Below are 17,518 nucleotides of genomic sequence, written 5' to 3' on the forward strand. Positions count from 1 at the left end.
ATGAACCAAACTTTAGAACAATTAGAAAATATTGAAAAAAATGGATACCAATTGGATTTTGGAAATGTATTCAATCATGCCTTTGAAAATTATAAAAAAATAGCGTTATATGCTGGATTAGTACTCTTTGTTTTCTTTGTATTTCTTACAATTCTTATTGCTGTCTCTTTAATTTCGTTTATGGGAGTTACAGCAATGACTCAAGAATTCAATCCTGAAAAATTGAAAATTGAAAATTTTTCTGAAACCAAATTATTAATTTTCGGTTGTGTTTCTACATTTGTTACTTGCATATTAGCTCCTTTTAATGCGTCTTTTTTAAAAATGGCAGCATGCGGAGAGAACGATCAAGAATTTCATATTTCGGACTTATTCAGTTATTATAAACTTCCTTATTTTACTGGAATCTTTGGTAGCACTTTTATAATTTCTTTTACTGGTTTGGCAATAAGCCTTTTTATGAATTATTTAAATTTAAGCTTTTTAGGTACATTAATTCAATGGTTTATATCATTTATCTGCATCCTTACAATTCCACTAATTATTTTTGGAAAACTAAAATCTTTTGATGCTATTAAATCCAGCATACGTATTGTTTTCAAACAACCCATAGTTTTATTAGGATTAATGATTGTAGCCATTATTGGTTCATTCGTTGGTATTATGGGGTGTTGTATTGGTGTCTTTTTTACTATTCCATTTGTTTTCTCAATGAATTATGCAATATATTCTTCAATTATTGGAATAGATTTACAAAAGGAAAACTAAAATTCGACTCTATATCAAACTGTACTTCTTATTAGTAAACAATCTATTGTAACGGTAAATTTTCAATCCTTAAGACATGTTCTTATATTATAACATATTTTCTTTTTTTAAAACTACTAAACTATGTTTGGCAAGCAAGACTATGTTTTTAAATAGGATAAAAATCGACATGAAAGAATTATTTCACAGCAATTTATTTTTATTAATACTATTTCTATTTTTAATATATGGAATGTTTTATGCTTATACTAAAACATATACTATTTTAAAAAACAAAGACAACGTTTCTAGTGATGATTCTGAAAAAAGAGAATACCAACTATATTTGTTGTTTTTTGGATTAGTAATCCCCTTCATAGAGATAGTTTTTGAAGTATCTCATGTTAGACCAAAAAGCTTATTAATTAATAATTTTGGAATTGGACTTTTCTTTTTATTATTATTTTTATTAAGTGAGAGATCAACGTATTTATACAATAGAATTAAAAGCATTTATATGTTCTTATTCTATGTCTACTTTATTTTAATTGGATATAATATCATCCAATTACCAGAAGATCCAATTCCTTCTTTTGCTTTCATAGTAGCATTCTTCTTTTCGTACATCATCATAAAACCTGTAAAAAAGTATTTAATTTTTTCAGGATTAATTTTATGTTTTTTGATGACAATTTATGTTTTTGATTTAGTCAACATCAAAAAAATTGCTACCCTTTTTAACTACTCCATTTTAGCATTTATTATAAATTATATCAGACATGTTTCGTTAACTAAAATTCAAGAGAAATATAATTTTACAAATGAAATTGTAAACAAAGGAAACTCCCTTACCATTGCTACAAACAAAAAGGGTGAAGTTTCTTTTTGCAGTGAAACCATTACATCCATTTTAGGTTATACACCAATTGAAGTTATGGGAATGGGATTTTGGGAACTTACAGAGGACCCAGAATTTATAGGATTAGATTATCATAATAATTTCATCGACAATCGTCTTTATGTTCGAAAATTAAAATGTAAAAATGGAGAATACAAATTTATTCAATGGATTGATAAAAAGTTCGATGATGATTCTATTATCGGAATTGGGCAAGACGTTACAAATGAAATTAACATTAGAAAACAATATGAAAACTTGGTTCAAGCTGCCAATGATATCATATATGAAGTAGACAATACTGGAACATTTACTTTTGTTAATGATTATACTATAAAATTACTCGGTTACGCAAAGGAAGAATTTCTTACAAAAACTTTTCCATCCATCATCAGTAAAGGCTATGTTTATAATACAATGAGTTTTTACAGAAGGATAAAAGATATTGAAGAAAATTTTACTACTCTAGAGTTTCCAATTATAAAAAAGAATGGCGAAGAAGTATGGATTTCTCAAAACGTATTTATTAGAAAAAACAGTTTTGATGAAATCACGGGTTATTCCGGAATTGCTAGAGATATCACCTTGTTTAAAAATCTTGAATTAGAAAACTATAAAAGACAACAAAAAGTTGAAAAATATAGCAAAACTTTAAAAGAAATTGCAGTATTAAATCACTCTAATCCCGATAATAACGAACTGACTTTTGATAAAATTTTAAAAGAAACATCTAAAACTTTAGATGTAAATAGAGCTAGTTATTGGGAATATGAATCTGAAAATTTTGTTTGCAAAAAATTATATGATTCCAAAACAAATACTTTTGACAAAGGTGTTTTTTTTGGTAAAAATGAAAATTTAAGTTATTTTGAAAAATTAGAAAACAAACTTCAATTTGTAGTTTCAAATATTAGATCTCATACTACAAACAATAAAAAAAATCAAGATTACATCTATAAAAACCACATATACTCAACAATCGATACACCAATTTTTATCGATGGAAAACTAAAAGGTATCTTGTCTTTTGAATCAACTTATCAGATAAGAGAATGGGACAATGAAGATATCAATTTTGCAAAATCCATTTCTGATTTAATTGTAATTGCTTTGGCTTCACAAATGAGAGCAGAAATAGAAAGAAGACTAGCTTATAAAAGTGAGCTCCTTTTAATTATCAATGAAAATACTAATCAATTTTTATTACAAAAAAACAATAAAAAACTCATTAAGAAAATTATAAATGAGGTTGGAAAAATAACAAAGTCAGAACGCATTTCCTTTTTTCAAAAAAACCCAAAAACCAATTTATTTGATCAAAAATGCATGTGGATTAATGCAACTCAAGATTTTCAAAATATACATCCTAATTTAATAAACATCGAATTTTCTGAATTTGAAAATATAATAAAAGATATACCATCACATCAATTTTTTGAAAACATTAAAGATAAAATCCAAAACAAAAACATTAAATCATATTTAAACCAATTGAACCCAAATTCAATGTTGTTTTTTCCTGTTTTTATAAAAAATGAGTTAGATAGCTTTTTTGTTTTTGATGATTCTGCTAAAGAACGTATTTGGAATAACGATGAAATTTCTATTTTGCAATTATTAGTAAAAAACATTTCGACTTCTATGGAGCGAAATATAAATGAATCAATCATTGAAGAAAGTGAAGAACGCTTTCGATTATTGGCAAACAACATACCTGGAACCGTTTATTTATCTAATTATGATGAAAAATATTCAAAAATCTATTTAAATGATGAAATTGAAAAACTAACGGGTTACCCTAAATCTGATTTTCTAGAAAACAAACTATTTTTTGTTGATTTGATTCTCCCTGAAGATTTTGAAAATGTAATTTTAAAAAATAAAGATGCCTTAAAAGAAAAAAAATCTCTACATATAATCTACCGAATTAAACACAAAAACGAATCAATTGTTTGGGTCGAAGAATTTGGAGATTCCATTATCAAAAATGGAAAAATTGCTTTTATGGAAGGAATTCTTATTGATATTACTCAAAAAAAGAAAAATGAATCTATTATTAAAGAAAAAGAATTGGCCGAAGCAGCTAATAAAGCAAAATCAGAGTTTCTAGCAAATATGAGTCACGAGATTCGAACTCCATTAAACGGGATTATTGGTTATACCGATTTATTGATGAATTCAAAGCTTGAAAATACTCAAAAAAAATACATGAATACCATCAATCAATCTGCCAATTTATTGATGGAAGTAATTAATGACATTTTGGATTTTTCAAAAATTGAATCCGGAAAACTTGAACTGAATATAGAAAAATATTCTATAAATGATATTGTTACTCAAATTAAAGAATTAATTAATTATCAAGCCAATTCAAAAAACTTAGAAATAAGTTACACCATAGACGAAAACGTACCAAAATGTGTATGGGTAGATTATATTCGTTTAAAACAAATATTAATAAACTTATTGACGAATGCTGTAAAATTTACAAACGCAGGGAAAATTGAGTTATTGATTTCAACAGTTGAAGCACAAAGAAACTATTCAACACTTCGTTTCTCTGTTATTGACACAGGAATTGGAATTAGAAAAAGCAATCAAAAAATTATTTTCCAAGCTTTTTCTCAAGAAGATAGTTCAACTACCAAAAAATTTGGAGGAACTGGATTGGGATTAACAATTTCCAATCAATTATTAAGTTTGATGAATAGTCATTTACAAATCAAAAGTCAATTCAATGTTGGAAGTACCTTTTATTTTGATATAAAATTAAAAAGTTCAAACAAATTCAAAAACGAAAAATCAATTGAAGTTACTTATCCTGAAATACTAAATCCTATTTTAAAATTCAACACCCTAAAAACTAAAATATTAATCGTAGAAGATAACAAAATAAACATGTTATTAACTAAGACATTATTAAAACAAATTATACCAAATTGTATTATATTTGAATCGGAAAATGGTGAAATAGCTATTGCAAAAACATTTGACATTCGTCCAGACATCATTTTTATGGACATTCAAATGCCTATTGTAAATGGTTATGAGGCCACAACAAAAATAAGAGAATCTAATGATCATAAAAACACATTAATTATAGCGTTAACAGCAGGTACTGTTGTTGGGGAACGAGAAAAATGCATAGCAGCAGGCATGAATGATTATCTTTCTAAACCAATTATAAAAAAAACACTCGAGGATAAATTAGAAAAATGGCTAATAACTAATAATAGTATCTTATGAAATGGATTGGCAGACAACAAAGCGATAATGTAGAAGACCGTAGAGGAATGTCCTCTGGAGGCAAAACAATTGTAGGTGGAGGAATAATAGGTATTATTATTTTACTTCTCAATGTTTTTGGTGGTGAAAATGCAAAAATGATAACACCTGTTTTAGAGCAATTCAACCAACAACAAACCACTCAAACAGAATCAAGAACTTTGACAGAAGAAGAAGAAAAACTAAGTGAATTTCCAAGAGTTGTTTTAAAAGATACTGAAATTATTTGGACCAAAATATTTGAAGAAAACAATATGCAATATACCAAACCAAAAATGGTTTTATTCACTGGTTCTGTTGAAACAGCTTGTGGTGGTGCATCATCAGCCTCTGGTCCTTTTTATTGTCCAGGTGATCAAAAAGTGTACATGGATTTGGGCTTTTTTGATGAATTACAAACCAAATTTGGAGCCTCAGGAGGCGATTTTGCAACAGCGTATGTGATAGCTCACGAAGTAGGTCACCACATTCAAACTTTATTAGGGACCTCAGCTAAAATGCGTCAAGCCCAAGAAGGCAAAAGTGAAGCAGAAGCCAATAAATTATCTGTAGCACTAGAATTACAAGCCGATTTTTATGCAGGAGTTTGGGCAAAATACAACCAAGAAAACCTCGATATTGGCGATATTGACGAAGCATTGAGTGCTGCACAAGCTGTTGGAGATGATGCCATCCAAAAAAGAATGCGGGGGCATATAGTTCCTGAATCTTTTACACATGGAACATCAGAGCAACGCAAATTCTGGTTTATGAAAGGATACACAACTGGAGATATCAAACAAGGAAACACTTTTTCTGAGCTAAATTAAAATAGGTTTTCAATGATTATTTTGGAACATTATTTAGTCCACAGCAATGATTTATAATAACATAAAGTATCCCATTGCCTGTCTATAAATAAACAAAGTACTCCAATCAAAGGCACATCGAATAAATTAGCAGTACCTTTGCGCCAACTTAAAAGGAGTAAACTAAAAAATAGGGTCTACTTCATAAACACAATTTATGTCATTTCAATCATTAGGCTTATCTGATGCTCTATTAAAAGCAGTCAGCAAAAAAGGATATACAACTCCTTCTCCAATACAACAAAAAGCAATTCCACCAGTCTTAGAAGGCAAAGATGTATTAGCATCCGCACAAACGGGAACAGGAAAAACAGCTGGTTTTACATTACCCATATTACAATTATTATCCCAAGGAAAACATTTAAGTCACAGACCAATTCGTGCCTTAATTTTGACACCTACAAGAGAATTAGCCGCTCAAATATTAGCGAATATAAAAGAATACAGCGAATTTTTAGACATACGCAGCACAGTCATTTTTGGTGGTGTAAATCAAAACCCACAAGTGAGTCAATTGCGTCAAGGTGTTGATATTTTAGTAGCAACTCCTGGTCGATTAATTGATTTACAAAATCAAGGTTTAATTACTCTTTCAAAAGTAGAAATCTTAGTTTTAGATGAAGCGGATCGTATGCTAGATATGGGTTTCTTGAGAGATATCGAACGCATTCTAAAAGTTTTGCCTACCAAAAGACAAAACTTGATGTTTTCGGCAACCTTCTCCAAAGACATCAAGAAATTGGCAATGGGCATTTTGCACAATCCAGTTCATGTAGAAGCAACTCCAGAAAACACAACGGTGGAAGCTATTACTCAAAAAGTATATCCTGTTGCAAAAGAGAAAAAAACAGAACTGATCATTAAACTAATTACAGAAGGAAAATGGCAACAAATATTGGTGTTTACCCGTACCAAACAAGGTGCCAACAAACTGACTGAAAGCATGATTAGTGCTGGAATTAAAGCAGCAGCAATACATGGAAATAAAGGCCAAGGTGCTCGAACAAAAGCCCTAGCTGGTTTCAAAAACGGAAGCCTAACCGCATTGGTCGCTACAGATATTGCAGCTCGAGGTTTGGATATTCCGTTATTACCGCATGTTATTAATTTTGAATTGCCTAATATCCCCGAAGATTACGTTCACCGAATTGGAAGAACCGGAAGAGCTGGAGCAAGTGGAGAAGCTATTTCATTGTTTAGTCCAGACGAAACTGTTTTTTTACGCGATATAGAAAAATTGGTTGGTCTGAAATTACCTAGAGAAACTATCAAAGGTTTTGAGCCGGACCCAAACGCATCTACCGAACCCATTAAACAAGGTCAAGGAAGACAGCAACGCAATTCGACTCCTAAAAAAACTACCACAACTACTTCTAGCAGAACTGGTAATAATAGCTTTGGACCAAGACGTCCTAGTCAAAATAACGACAGACGCTCTACTAAATAATTACATTTAAAAACAGGATTTATTTTTTATTAGGAGCAGAGAATTTTCGTTTCTTTTGAAGATTCCTCCCGCTATCCACTACAATCTTATGGGGGCAAAATGCAAGCCCCCACAAGGATTTTCGTTTCTATCGGGGCTAAAATACACGTTTTTTACTTCTTTCAAATTTTCTGAAATCTAAAATCTTCGCCCCACAACCATTCAACCCGATCCCGCAAATATATCATCGCAACGATAACATGAATATGCACACGAACGAAGTGAATTGACGAAGTAATCCGTGCACACACAGCACATCGACAAAGTGAGAAAATGAGAAAAGGAAAGATTAAAACAAATTGGTCTTGATAATTGAAATGGGCACGGATTGCACCCGAGCGATAGCGAACGGACGAAGTAAATCCGCGATCAGGTACTGAAATTGTACATCAAAATAATACTACTTTACAATAACGCAAAGTACTCAGCAGTAGTAATCAAGCTGTCCGATGACCGTAAAAGTCCATCCGAAGCAGAAAATTAATTGTCCGAAGATTGCAAATGGCATTCCGAAGCATGCGTCAGGCGTTCCGAAGCTCGTATCAGGCATTCCGAAGCTCGTATCAGGGCATACTTTTTTCTTCGGATGCCCTATTTTGCTGGGCGGAGCATAAAAAGGGTTGAAATGAATAAAATTTAAGTTTTGTAAGTTTGTGATTATTATTATCTATATTTGGGAAAAGGTATAAAGAGGCATTTGTCAGGACAAGCTACCTAAATTTGGGTAGATTGGAGTGATTTTATCTATCCTGTAAATGAGTTATAGGTGATTTCGACTCCAAAACAAAAATTTCACATTCAATAAGTTTCACTTTAGTACAATTTACGTATATTTGTATTATGGATAAGCAACGAACAATCATTTTTTATAAAGATTACTTTGACGAATTCTTTGAAAAACAACGAGAAAAAGTCAAGGCGAAAATTATCTGGACGTTAGAACTAATTCAAGAATTGGATAGAATTCCTGAAACGCATCTTAAACACATTGAAAATACGGACGGGCTTTTTGAAATTAGAATTCAACAAGGAAGCGATATTTTTAGAATCTTTTGCTTTTTTGATCAAGGACAATTAATAATTCTAACAAACGGATTTCAAAAGAAAACGCAGAAGACTCCAAAAAAAGAAATTAAAAAGGCACTTAAAATCAAACAAGACTATGAAAACGAAAAATAATAATATCAAAACACTCGACCAATTTAAAGATAAACATTACGGAAAAATTGGAACTGTAGAAAGGGACGAACTTGATGCTGGATATGAGAACTTTAAAATTGGCGCAATGATTCAAGAAGCTAGACTTCAAAAAGGTTTAACACAGGAAGAACTTGCTGAAAAAGCTGGAACTACAAAATCCTATATCTCTAAGATTGAAAACAACATTAAAGAAGCTAGATTTTCAACTCTGCAAAAAATTGTTGAACTTGGTTTAGGTGGACATTTGGAACTATCAATTAAACTTTAAGGAATCAAAAGAAATCACCTATAACAGCACTACAACGGATTTAGGCATTAGGCTTAATGGGAAGTTGGTTTTGTATTTGGGATGATTTGGCAAATCCGAAAATAGGGCTTAATTTAGCCCCAAACCGCGTGTAGCGCGAGAACGTGAGACTGTGAAAAAACCTCCTTATATTTAGAAAGTATTAGCAGGGCTACCAAATAAAAATCTCAAATATGAGATTCCAAATAGGCTGATTTTAGTTTTTTCACAGACTGAAGTTACCGGCAATCTACCACAAAATGAACTATTAATGAAAGACAAAAACGTATCACGAACAGTTGAAGTAATAGAAAATCTTTTTAATGATAGATACTATGAGGTCGATTTTGATAACGTTGCTATTAATAAAGCTATAACTAAAACCCATCATAATCACGAAGGATTTCATTTTGAAATATCTAAAATGATATTGACATCTTCTGAGGATGCAAAAGATCTAATTGATAGAGATAACGAAACTATATTTTTCAATGATTCCCAAAACAAACTTTCCTTTAAAATAAAAGACTGTCGAGATGTTAATATTTCTGTTAGTTTAACTGGATATACTTCGGTAAGTGGATATATTAAAGATTTGAAATTTGAAAAAAAAGACTACGATCAACCTAAATGTTTTCGTGCCGTAATTCTGACTAAAGAAAAACATATACTCAGTAAATTATTTAGTGATGTAAAAAGTCTAAAAATCGATGAAGCTATATACGGTTCGGGATTATTAAGTTTAGAAATCAACAATTTATCAATTGATTTATTTTCCTATCATAGTGAAATAACGGATAGAAACTATTTTATAGTAGAGACAAATGACTCCTCAAATTATGAAGATTTCACATCAATTATCGATGAGTTAATTTTAGCAATCTTATATTTAGATGGTAAATTTCTTGGCAATTCAGTGTACTTTCTTGGTAGTGAAACACAAGATTTTCAAGATAACAGAATACTCGGAATAAAGAGATTTTTTGATGAGTTAAGTGACGGTTTCTCCGTTATTCCTGACGTTCATTTTTTAAGGCATATTACTGGTAATGTTGATACTTTTACAAACAGTTCAATTTTAAAATCACTAACAGAAAAAATCATATCAGACATTGTTTTTAAAAGAACAGTACTAATTCTTTGTCAAGCGCACAGCGAACCTTATTATGTCCAAGCCTCTTTGTACTCTGTCGCATTAGAAACCATTTCAAATATAATTTCTTCATTGATTGAGGAAAAAAGTAAACCAATTCAAGATAAGACTATAGCAAAACGGTTACGAGATGAATTAAAAACTTCACTTTCTAAATTTCAATCAGAAATAAGCGCAGAAGCGTTTATAAAAATAAACGGTGATATTGAAAGAATAAATTCCCTTACGAACAAACAAAAATTGTTACTGCCATTTACCTTTTACAATTGCAGTTTAACTGAAATGGAAACTACAGCAATCCAAAATAGAAACGATTTTTTACATGGACGTATTCCTGATAACGCAGATCGACATCACTTGCCAACTACAGTAGGACGATTGCTATTTTGTGTTAATTGTCTCGTTATGAAATATCTTGGATACGAAGGTTATATTTTCCATCCATCATCTATGTATCAGTTTAATAATAAGCTTAAAATTGAAAGAGATTTACTTGTGAAAATTTAGACTGCTACTAACAGCTACAACGGATTTGGGCATTTGGCTTAATGGAAAGTTGGTTTTGCATTTGTGATGATTTGGCAAACCCCGATCCCACAGATATGACATCACAACGACAGCCCGGATTTGCAATCCGTGCACACACAGTACATCGACAAAGTGAGAAAAGGAGAAAAGGAAAGATTAAAACAAATTGGTCTTGATAATTGAAATGGGCACGGATTGCACCCGAGCGATAGCGAACGGACGAAGTAAATCCGCACAATCAGGCTTCAGTCCTGGCGATTTGATACTTTTTCAAATCTAGATTAAGAATAGAACCAACTCTACTAAACTCTTCATTAATCTTTGCATTCAAGATTAGTTGCTCATTTGTAATTGGATGATTAAAAATTAACTGATGTGCATGCAGCATCATTCCTTTCAGGTCATAATTCTCCAACCATAATTTATTTTGTTTGTTACAACCATGTGGACGACTTCCTAAAATGGGATGAAAAATATGTTTGAAATGTTTTCGTAATTGATGCATACGTCCAGTTTCAGGAATCGCTTCTACCAAACAATATCTTGACGTTGGTTTATTGTTAAATTCTAACTCAATTTCTGTACTTTGCAAACGATGAAAATATGTTATTGCATTTTGTGTAATGTCATCATCATTGGTTAAATCATAATCTATCGTAAGTTCTTCGGGTGACCAACCACGTAAAATTGCTAAATATTTTTTTTCGACTTCGCGTGTGGCAAAACGATCATTCATGATTTTTAAAACATCTTTATCTAATGCAAATAACAAAACACCAGATGTTTTGCGATCTAACCGATGAATAGGAAAAACATGTCGCCCTCCTATTTGATTTCTCAGTTCTTGAATAGCATAAACTTTTGCATCGCGCGCATAAAATGATTTGTGAACCAACAATCCACTTGGTTTATTAATTGCAATAATATATTCGTCTTGGTAAAGAATTTCTAACATCTGGCAAAAATAAAAGAGATTTCTTTTGAAATCTCTTTTTTGACGTATTTATTTCTATACTTTTCTTTTTCTATTTTAGACTCGATCGCTCGGGTATCTCACCGGAACAATAGCACAGATCTCCATACGAACGAGGTGAACTACCGAAATAACCCGATTGCGGATTTACAATCCGTGCACACACAGCACATCAACAAAGTAAGAAAATAAAAAAAGAAATGATTAAAAAAATTGCTCATGATAATTGGAATGGACACGGATTGCACCCGAGCGATAACGAACGGACGAAGTAAATCCGCGATCAGGTATCTGAAATCTGCAAACCGAAATCTAAAATCTTCTACCCCTACGCTCCGCATAGTCTTCGACTTTGCGGATGTGATAAAAGGTCTCCGACCTTCGTTACCAACTATAAATAGTGCTAATCGATTGTGATTTTAAAACGTCTATTACTGGATTATCAACTTTTGTAATTGCTATAATTCCATTATCTTCCACATAATTGGAAGCACTGGAATAAACATAATGAGAAGCTTTGGCAACAATTCCTGCTCGAACAGGATTCAAATGCATATAATCCAATTTCGACCAAAAGAACTTTTCTGAAAAAATTTCTTCTGGATGATTTCCATATTGCCAAAACTGATGTTTTTCATTTCGACTATGACTTTTACAAGCAAATTCAAAACGTTTCAGCATCCAATCAGCCCTGCTTTCTGGCTCAGTTTCTATTTTATTCAAAATGGTCTTTGCCGTAAACTTCTTAAAATCCCGTATCAAATCGGATAACGTACTGTTTTCTGACTGAATGATTAAATGAATGTGATTGGACATAATTACAAATCCATACAAAATCATTCCTTTATTTTTTATACAAAAATCAAGACTTTCGATGATACAATCTTTATAGGTTTTTCTAGAAAAAACATCAACCCAATCCACAACCGTTGCTGTTATAAAATGGGCTTTGGATTGATCTCGAATTATGAATCCTTGTTTATCATCTTTCATATTGTTTTTTTTAAGGTCAGTCAGAGACTGAAAATCACTACCTCAAAGTCGGAGACTTTGTGGATCATTACTATAAAAATGAACACTGAATACTAAAAACTACCCCAACCAACCATCACGATCCAAACTTCGATATTGAATGGCTTCGGCAATATGCCCAGAACCAACCACTTCTACTCCCTCCAAATCGGCTATAGTTCTAGCAACTTTCAGGATTCTATCAAAAGCTCGGGCCGAAAGGTTCAATCTTTCCATGGCAGTTTTCAACAGTTGTAACGAAGCGTCATCCAATTCGCAATGCACTCGTATTTGTTTCGAATTCATTTGTGCATTGTAATGAATGTGCTCCATTTCTTCGAATCTCTTAGACTGAATCTCACGGGCGGCTGTAACTCGTTTTCTAATTTCTACACTACTTTCCCCATTTCTTTTCTCGGTTAATTTGTCAAAAGGTACTGGCGTTACTTCAATATGAATATCAATTCTGTCCAACAAAGGTCCAGAAATTTTACTCAAATAGCGGGTCATTTCATGAGGAGATGAAGTATTAGGAGAATCTGGATCATTAAAAAATCCGCTTGGGCTCGGGTTCATACTCGCTACCAACATAAATGAAGAGGGATACGTTATTGTAAACTTTGCTCTCGAAATGGTTACTTCCCTATCTTCCAATGGTTGCCGCATTACTTCCAGCACTTCTCGTTTGAATTCGGGCAATTCATCCAAAAACAAAACTCCATTGTGCGCCAACGAAATTTCGCCAGGTTGGGGATAGCTTCCCCCGCCTACAAGCGCCACACTCGATGCGGTATGATGCGGACTACGAAACGGCCGTTGGTTCATTAATCCCACATCCTTAACTTTTCCGGCAACACTGTGTATTTTGGTTGTTTCCAAAGCTTCTCTCAAAGTCATTGGAGGCAAAATACTTGGCAATCTTTTGGCAATCATTGTCTTTCCTGAACCTGGCGGACCAATTAATATGATATTATGTCCACCAGCGGCCGCTATTTCCATGCAACGTTTTATGGATTCTTGTCCGCGAACCTCAGAAAAGTCAAATTCTGGAAAATCTAAGGTTTTGTAGAATTCATCCCGTGTATTAATAACCGTAGGTTCAATTGTTCCTTTTCCTTCAAAAAAATTAATGACTTCCAATACATTTTCCACTCCATAAACGTCAAGACCAGCGACAATGGCAGCTTCTTTTACGTTCTGTTTGGGCAGAAAAAAACCTTTAAAACCTTCTTCTTTGGCTTTAATGGCAATTGGAAGTACTCCTTTTATAGGTTGTAAACTTCCATCGAGCGAAAGTTCACCCATGATGATGTATTTATCGACTTCATCGGATTTGATTTGTCCCGATGCGGCAAGAATTCCTATGGCAAGTGTCAAATCATAAGCAGAACCTTCCTTTCGTAAATCGGCAGGAGCCATGTTGATGGTTATTTTTTTTACCGGAAGATTGTAACCATTATTTTTTAAGGCAGCCGCAATTCGGTAACTGCTTTCTTTTATAGCATTATCCGGCAAACCCACCAAGTGGTAGCCTACACCTTTATCAATATTGACTTCAACAGTAATAGTTGTTGCTTCCACTCCAAAAACTGCACTTCCGTAAACTTTGATTAGCATATAAAATAGTTTGGTTTAAATGTAAATACTATTTTACTTTAAACCAAAAAATACCAACAATTTTCTTACTTGATTAAAAAAAAGTAAGAAATCAATCGAATTCTAATCCAATTTGAGTTTTTACCCCACTCCGAAGTCTCATGGGCTTTGCGTTTTATTAAAAATTCCTAAAAACCATAAATAGGATAAAAGTCTCCCTAAAGTTCTTGTGTACTTGCGTAAGGGATAGGAGCAAGTTACCTTGTAACGCGGAGAGCCCGACCGCATAAGGGCAAAAGGCCGAATGAGCACAATACAAATGAGGCCTTTTGCGCTTATGGGGTTACGCCCAAATTACTTTTTTAGCAATCTAAATTTGTTATTAAAAAATCAGGTTTATTTGCAAAATCATTATTTAAATGTAACAAAATGGTACTTTTACCTACATATTATAACAGTTATGAGTTAATTATCATAATTTAGCCCAACTAAACAAAACCAAAATGAGAAGAACCCTATTAGTATTATTTCTGTGTGTATTTTTGCCCCAAATACATGCTCAAGATTACTTTCCTAACAGTGAAAGTGTTCAGAATAAAAACAACAATTACACCGCTTTTACCAATGCCAAAATTTACGTTTCTCCAACTCAAATTATTGAAAAAGGAACTTTATTAATTCAGAATGGAAAAGTAATTGGCACTGGAAACTCAATATCTATTCCAAAAAACTGTACTGTAATTGATTTAAAAGGAAAAAGTATCTATCCTTCGTTTATTGACATTTTTACAAATTTTGGTATCGAGAAACCAAAAAGAAACAACTATTCGGATGATGGACCATTATACAACACCAAAAGAGTGGGTTTTTATTGGAATGAAAGCATTAGAGCTGAAGTTAATGCGTACGAATCATACAAATATGATACCGCAAAGGCAGAGGATTTATTAAAGGCCGGATTTGGTATGGTTCTCACCCATTTTCCTGATGGAATTGCTCAAGGTTCTGGAACTTTACTCGCTTTAAACAACAACGTAAGTACAAATCGTGTGGTTTCAAATAAGATAAGCAATCAACTGTCTTTTTCAAAAAGTGCTTTGACAAACCAAGCGTATCCAACTTCTTTAATGGGAAGTATGGCATTGCTTCGTCAGATGTATTTGGATATGAATTGGTACAAAAATGGAAATTCAACTACCAAAGATTTGTCTCTGGAAGCTTTGATTGAGAATCAAAAACTCATTCAGATTTTTGATGCAGGAGACAAACTTAACAGCCTTCGTGCATCCAAAATCGGAAAAGAATTTGGTGTCAACTACATCATAAAAGGAGCTGGTAATGAGTTTGAAAGAATTGATGAAATCAAGAAAACCGATTCAAAATTCATTATCCCTATTAATTTCCCAGAAGCGTATGATGTTTCCAATCCGTACTTAGCCAATCAAATGGATTTGAAAGATTTAAGATATTGGAATCAAGCGCCAAGCAACCTAAAAGTTTTATCAGACAACGGTATAATTTTTGCTTTGACCACTGATAAATTAAAAAAGACAGAAGATTTTAGACCTAACTTATTAAAAGCAATTAAATTTGGTTTTGACAAAACAAAAGCTCTCGAATCATTAACAACTATTCCAGCTTCATTACTGGGGAAAAGTGATGAAATTGGAAGTTTAAAAAATGGAAGTCAAGCCAATTTCATTATCACTTCGGGAGAATTGTTTGATGAAAAAACTATTGTTCACGAAAATTGGGTTCAGGGAACAAAATTTGTAGTTAACGAAATTGTACCAAATGACATTCGCGGGAGTTATGATTTAGTAATTGCAGATGACACTTACAAATTGAAAATAGAAGGCGAAATATCGGCTCCAAAATCAGAAATCACTACAAAAGAGGATCAAAAAGTAAAGTCGAGTCTTACTCTAGAAAACAACTGGATTACAGCTTTGGTGAAATCAAAAGACACTATTAATCCAAATTTCATTCGTCTAAATGGTTTTGTAGAAAACACAAATGTGCTTTCTGGAAAAGCGATATTGGCTAATGGAAATGAATCCAAATGGACTGCTACAAAAACTTCCCCGTTTGAAATCAAAAAAGATTCTACAAAAGCTGAAAAACTAAATCGAATCATTCCGATTTCTTATCCAAATATCGCTTTTGGAAATCAAAAAAAATTAACCCAACAGACATTATTGTTTAAAAATGCTACGGTTTGGACCAACGAAAAAGAAGGCATACTTGAAGAAACAGATGTGCTTGTCAAAAATGGTAAAATTGCATCAATAGGCAAAAAACTATCGGATGGTTCCGCTACAGTTGTAGATGCCAAAGGCAAACACTTGACTTCAGGGATAATTGATGAACACTCTCATATTGCCATTTCTGGTGGTGTGAATGAATCGGGACAAAACAGTTCTGCAGAAGTAACTATTATGGATGTTGTTGATTCTGAAGACATCGATATTTATAGAGATCTAGCAGGTGGAGTTACTACATCACAATTATTACATGGTTCTGCAAATCCAATCGGTGGCCGTTCGGCAATAGTAAAATGGAAATGGGGACTTACAGCCGATGAAATGCTATACAAGGATCAGCCAAAATTTATCAAATTTGCTTTGGGTGAAAATGTAAAACAAGCCAATTGGGGTACAGACAATCCAACCCGTTTTCCTCAAACCAGAATGGGTGTAGAACAAGTATTTACGGATTATTTTCAAAGAGCTAAGGAATATGAAACTACTTGGAAAAACTACAATTCGAATGCTAAAAAAGACAAAACCAAAGCCCCAAGAGTGGACTTAGAAATGCAAACTTTGGTAGAAATTTTAAACAAAGAGCGATTCATCACTTGTCATTCTTATGTGCAATCAGAAATACTCATGATGATGGAAGTAGCTGAGAAATTCAATTTTAGAATAAACACTTTTACCCATATATTAGAAGGTTATAAAGTAGCTGATAAAATGAAAGAACATGGTGTAGGCGCTTCGACATTTTCGGATTGGTGGGCTTATAAATTTGAAGTTAATGATGCCATTCCTTATAATGGACCAATATTACACAATCAAGGTTTAGTGGTTGCCTACAACTCTGATGATGCCGAAATGTCAAGACGTTTGAACCAAGAAGCTGGTAAAGCTGTAAAATACGGAAACATTTCTGAAGAAGAAGCTTGGAAATTTGTCACTTTGAATCCAGCCAAATTATTGCATTTGGATGATAAAATTGGAAGTATAAAAGTTGGCAAAGATGCCGATATTGTGTTGTGGAATAACAATCCGTTGTCTATATATGCCAAAGCAGAAAAAACAATTATTGAAGGTGTAGTCTATTATGATTTGCAAAGAGATGAAGCGCAAAGAATTGCAATTGCAAATGAACGAAATGAAATAATTGCTCAATTATTGTTGGAGAAAAACAAAGGAATGATCACACAAGAGCCTAAAAAGAAAGAAAAAAAGGAATATGAATGTGATACTTTAGAACAATAAAAATAAA

The 17,518-nt window shown here is 32.7% G+C and carries 11 protein-coding genes; 8 read left to right on the top strand and 3 right to left on the bottom strand.

What is annotated here, in order from left to right; all coding sequences use genetic code 11:
* The 7 genes from OYT91_RS06620 (at nucleotide 1) to OYT91_RS06650 (ending at nucleotide 10,410) form a co-directional block, all read left to right on the top strand.
* Nucleotides 1–768 carry a DUF2189 domain-containing protein gene (locus OYT91_RS06620; protein ID WP_269222543.1) on the top strand — a complete coding sequence of 256 codons (768 nt, stop codon included), beginning with the start codon at nucleotides 1–3 and terminating at the stop codon, nucleotides 766–768.
* Nucleotides 769–937: 169 nt separating this feature from the next.
* Complete coding sequence (locus OYT91_RS06625) at nucleotides 938–4,891, top strand: PAS domain S-box protein (RefSeq protein ID WP_281240009.1); 3,954 nt, start codon at nucleotides 938–940, stop codon at nucleotides 4,889–4,891.
* Nucleotides 4,888–5,739 (top strand): KPN_02809 family neutral zinc metallopeptidase, encoded by an 852-nt coding sequence (gene ypfJ / locus OYT91_RS06630; protein ID WP_281240010.1) that lies wholly within the window; start codon nucleotides 4,888–4,890, stop codon nucleotides 5,737–5,739. Before OYT91_RS06625 ends, ypfJ begins: the two co-directional genes overlap by 4 nt.
* A gap of 196 nt (nucleotides 5,740–5,935) precedes the next feature.
* Nucleotides 5,936–7,225: a DEAD/DEAH box helicase gene (locus tag OYT91_RS06635; protein ID WP_269222539.1), complete on the top strand. Its 1,290-nt coding sequence runs from the start codon at nucleotides 5,936–5,938 to the stop codon at nucleotides 7,223–7,225.
* An 879-nt stretch (nucleotides 7,226–8,104) separates the two neighbouring features.
* Nucleotides 8,105–8,443, top strand: a complete 339-nt coding sequence (locus OYT91_RS06640) for a type II toxin-antitoxin system RelE/ParE family toxin (RefSeq protein ID WP_281240011.1) — start codon at nucleotides 8,105–8,107, stop codon at nucleotides 8,441–8,443.
* Nucleotides 8,427–8,732 (top strand): type II toxin-antitoxin system RelB family anti-toxin, encoded by a 306-nt coding sequence (locus tag OYT91_RS06645; RefSeq protein WP_281240012.1) that lies wholly within the window; start codon nucleotides 8,427–8,429, stop codon nucleotides 8,730–8,732. The genes OYT91_RS06640 and OYT91_RS06645 overlap by 17 nt, the downstream gene beginning before the upstream one ends.
* Before the next feature lie 289 nt (nucleotides 8,733–9,021).
* Nucleotides 9,022–10,410, top strand: a complete 1,389-nt coding sequence (locus OYT91_RS06650) for a hypothetical protein (RefSeq protein WP_281240013.1) — start codon at nucleotides 9,022–9,024, stop codon at nucleotides 10,408–10,410.
* 259 nt (nucleotides 10,411–10,669) lie between these two features.
* On the opposite strand, the gene OYT91_RS06655 is transcribed toward OYT91_RS06650, so the two are convergent.
* The 3 genes from OYT91_RS06655 to OYT91_RS06665 form a co-directional block, all read right to left on the bottom strand.
* Nucleotides 10,670–11,386: a pseudouridine synthase gene (locus OYT91_RS06655; RefSeq protein WP_281240014.1), complete on the bottom strand. Its 717-nt coding sequence runs from the start codon at nucleotides 11,384–11,386 to the stop codon at nucleotides 10,670–10,672.
* Nucleotides 11,387–11,788: 402 nt separating this feature from the next.
* Nucleotides 11,789–12,397 carry an REP-associated tyrosine transposase gene (locus OYT91_RS06660; RefSeq protein ID WP_281240015.1) on the bottom strand — a complete coding sequence of 203 codons (609 nt, stop codon included), beginning with the start codon at nucleotides 12,395–12,397 and terminating at the stop codon, nucleotides 11,789–11,791.
* Between the two features lie 99 nt (nucleotides 12,398–12,496).
* Entirely contained in the window at nucleotides 12,497–14,032 is a 1,536-nt protein-coding gene (locus tag OYT91_RS06665) for a YifB family Mg chelatase-like AAA ATPase (protein ID WP_281240016.1), read from the bottom strand.
* Nucleotides 14,033–14,514: 482 nt separating this feature from the next.
* Here OYT91_RS06665 and OYT91_RS06670 point away from each other — a divergent pair, with 482 nt between their 5' ends.
* The gene (locus OYT91_RS06670; protein WP_281240017.1) at nucleotides 14,515–17,511 is read left to right on the top strand and encodes an amidohydrolase family protein; all 2,997 of its coding nucleotides are present in this window, start codon (nucleotides 14,515–14,517) and stop codon (nucleotides 17,509–17,511) included.
* The last annotated feature ends 7 nt before the right edge of the window (nucleotides 17,512–17,518 follow it).

This window comes from Flavobacterium praedii, assembly GCF_026810365.1.
GTDB classification, from domain to species: domain Bacteria; phylum Bacteroidota; class Bacteroidia; order Flavobacteriales; family Flavobacteriaceae; genus Flavobacterium; species Flavobacterium praedii.

Bases quoted from the DNA above. Each gene is read 5' to 3' on its own strand.
- OYT91_RS06640 (WP_281240011.1), top strand. From the start codon at position 8,105: ATGGATAAGCAACGAACAATCATTTTTTATAAAGATTACTTTGACGAA.
- OYT91_RS06645 (WP_281240012.1), top strand. From the start codon at position 8,427: ATGAAAACGAAAAATAATAATATCAAAACACTCGACCAATTTAAAGAT.
- OYT91_RS06665 (WP_281240016.1), bottom strand. From the start codon at position 14,032: ATGCTAATCAAAGTTTACGGAAGTGCAGTTTTTGGAGTGGAAGCAACA.
- OYT91_RS06635 (WP_269222539.1), top strand. From the start codon at position 5,936: ATGTCATTTCAATCATTAGGCTTATCTGATGCTCTATTAAAAGCAGTC.
- OYT91_RS06620 (WP_269222543.1), top strand. From the start codon at position 1: ATGAACCAAACTTTAGAACAATTAGAAAATATTGAAAAAAATGGATAC.
- OYT91_RS06670 (WP_281240017.1), top strand. From the start codon at position 14,515: ATGAGAAGAACCCTATTAGTATTATTTCTGTGTGTATTTTTGCCCCAA.
- OYT91_RS06655 (WP_281240014.1), bottom strand. From the start codon at position 11,386: ATGTTAGAAATTCTTTACCAAGACGAATATATTATTGCAATTAATAAA.
- OYT91_RS06660 (WP_281240015.1), bottom strand. From the start codon at position 12,397: ATGAAAGATGATAAACAAGGATTCATAATTCGAGATCAATCCAAAGCC.
- OYT91_RS06625 (WP_281240009.1), top strand. From the start codon at position 938: ATGAAAGAATTATTTCACAGCAATTTATTTTTATTAATACTATTTCTA.
- OYT91_RS06650 (WP_281240013.1), top strand. From the start codon at position 9,022: ATGAAAGACAAAAACGTATCACGAACAGTTGAAGTAATAGAAAATCTT.
- ypfJ (WP_281240010.1), top strand. From the start codon at position 4,888: ATGAAATGGATTGGCAGACAACAAAGCGATAATGTAGAAGACCGTAGA.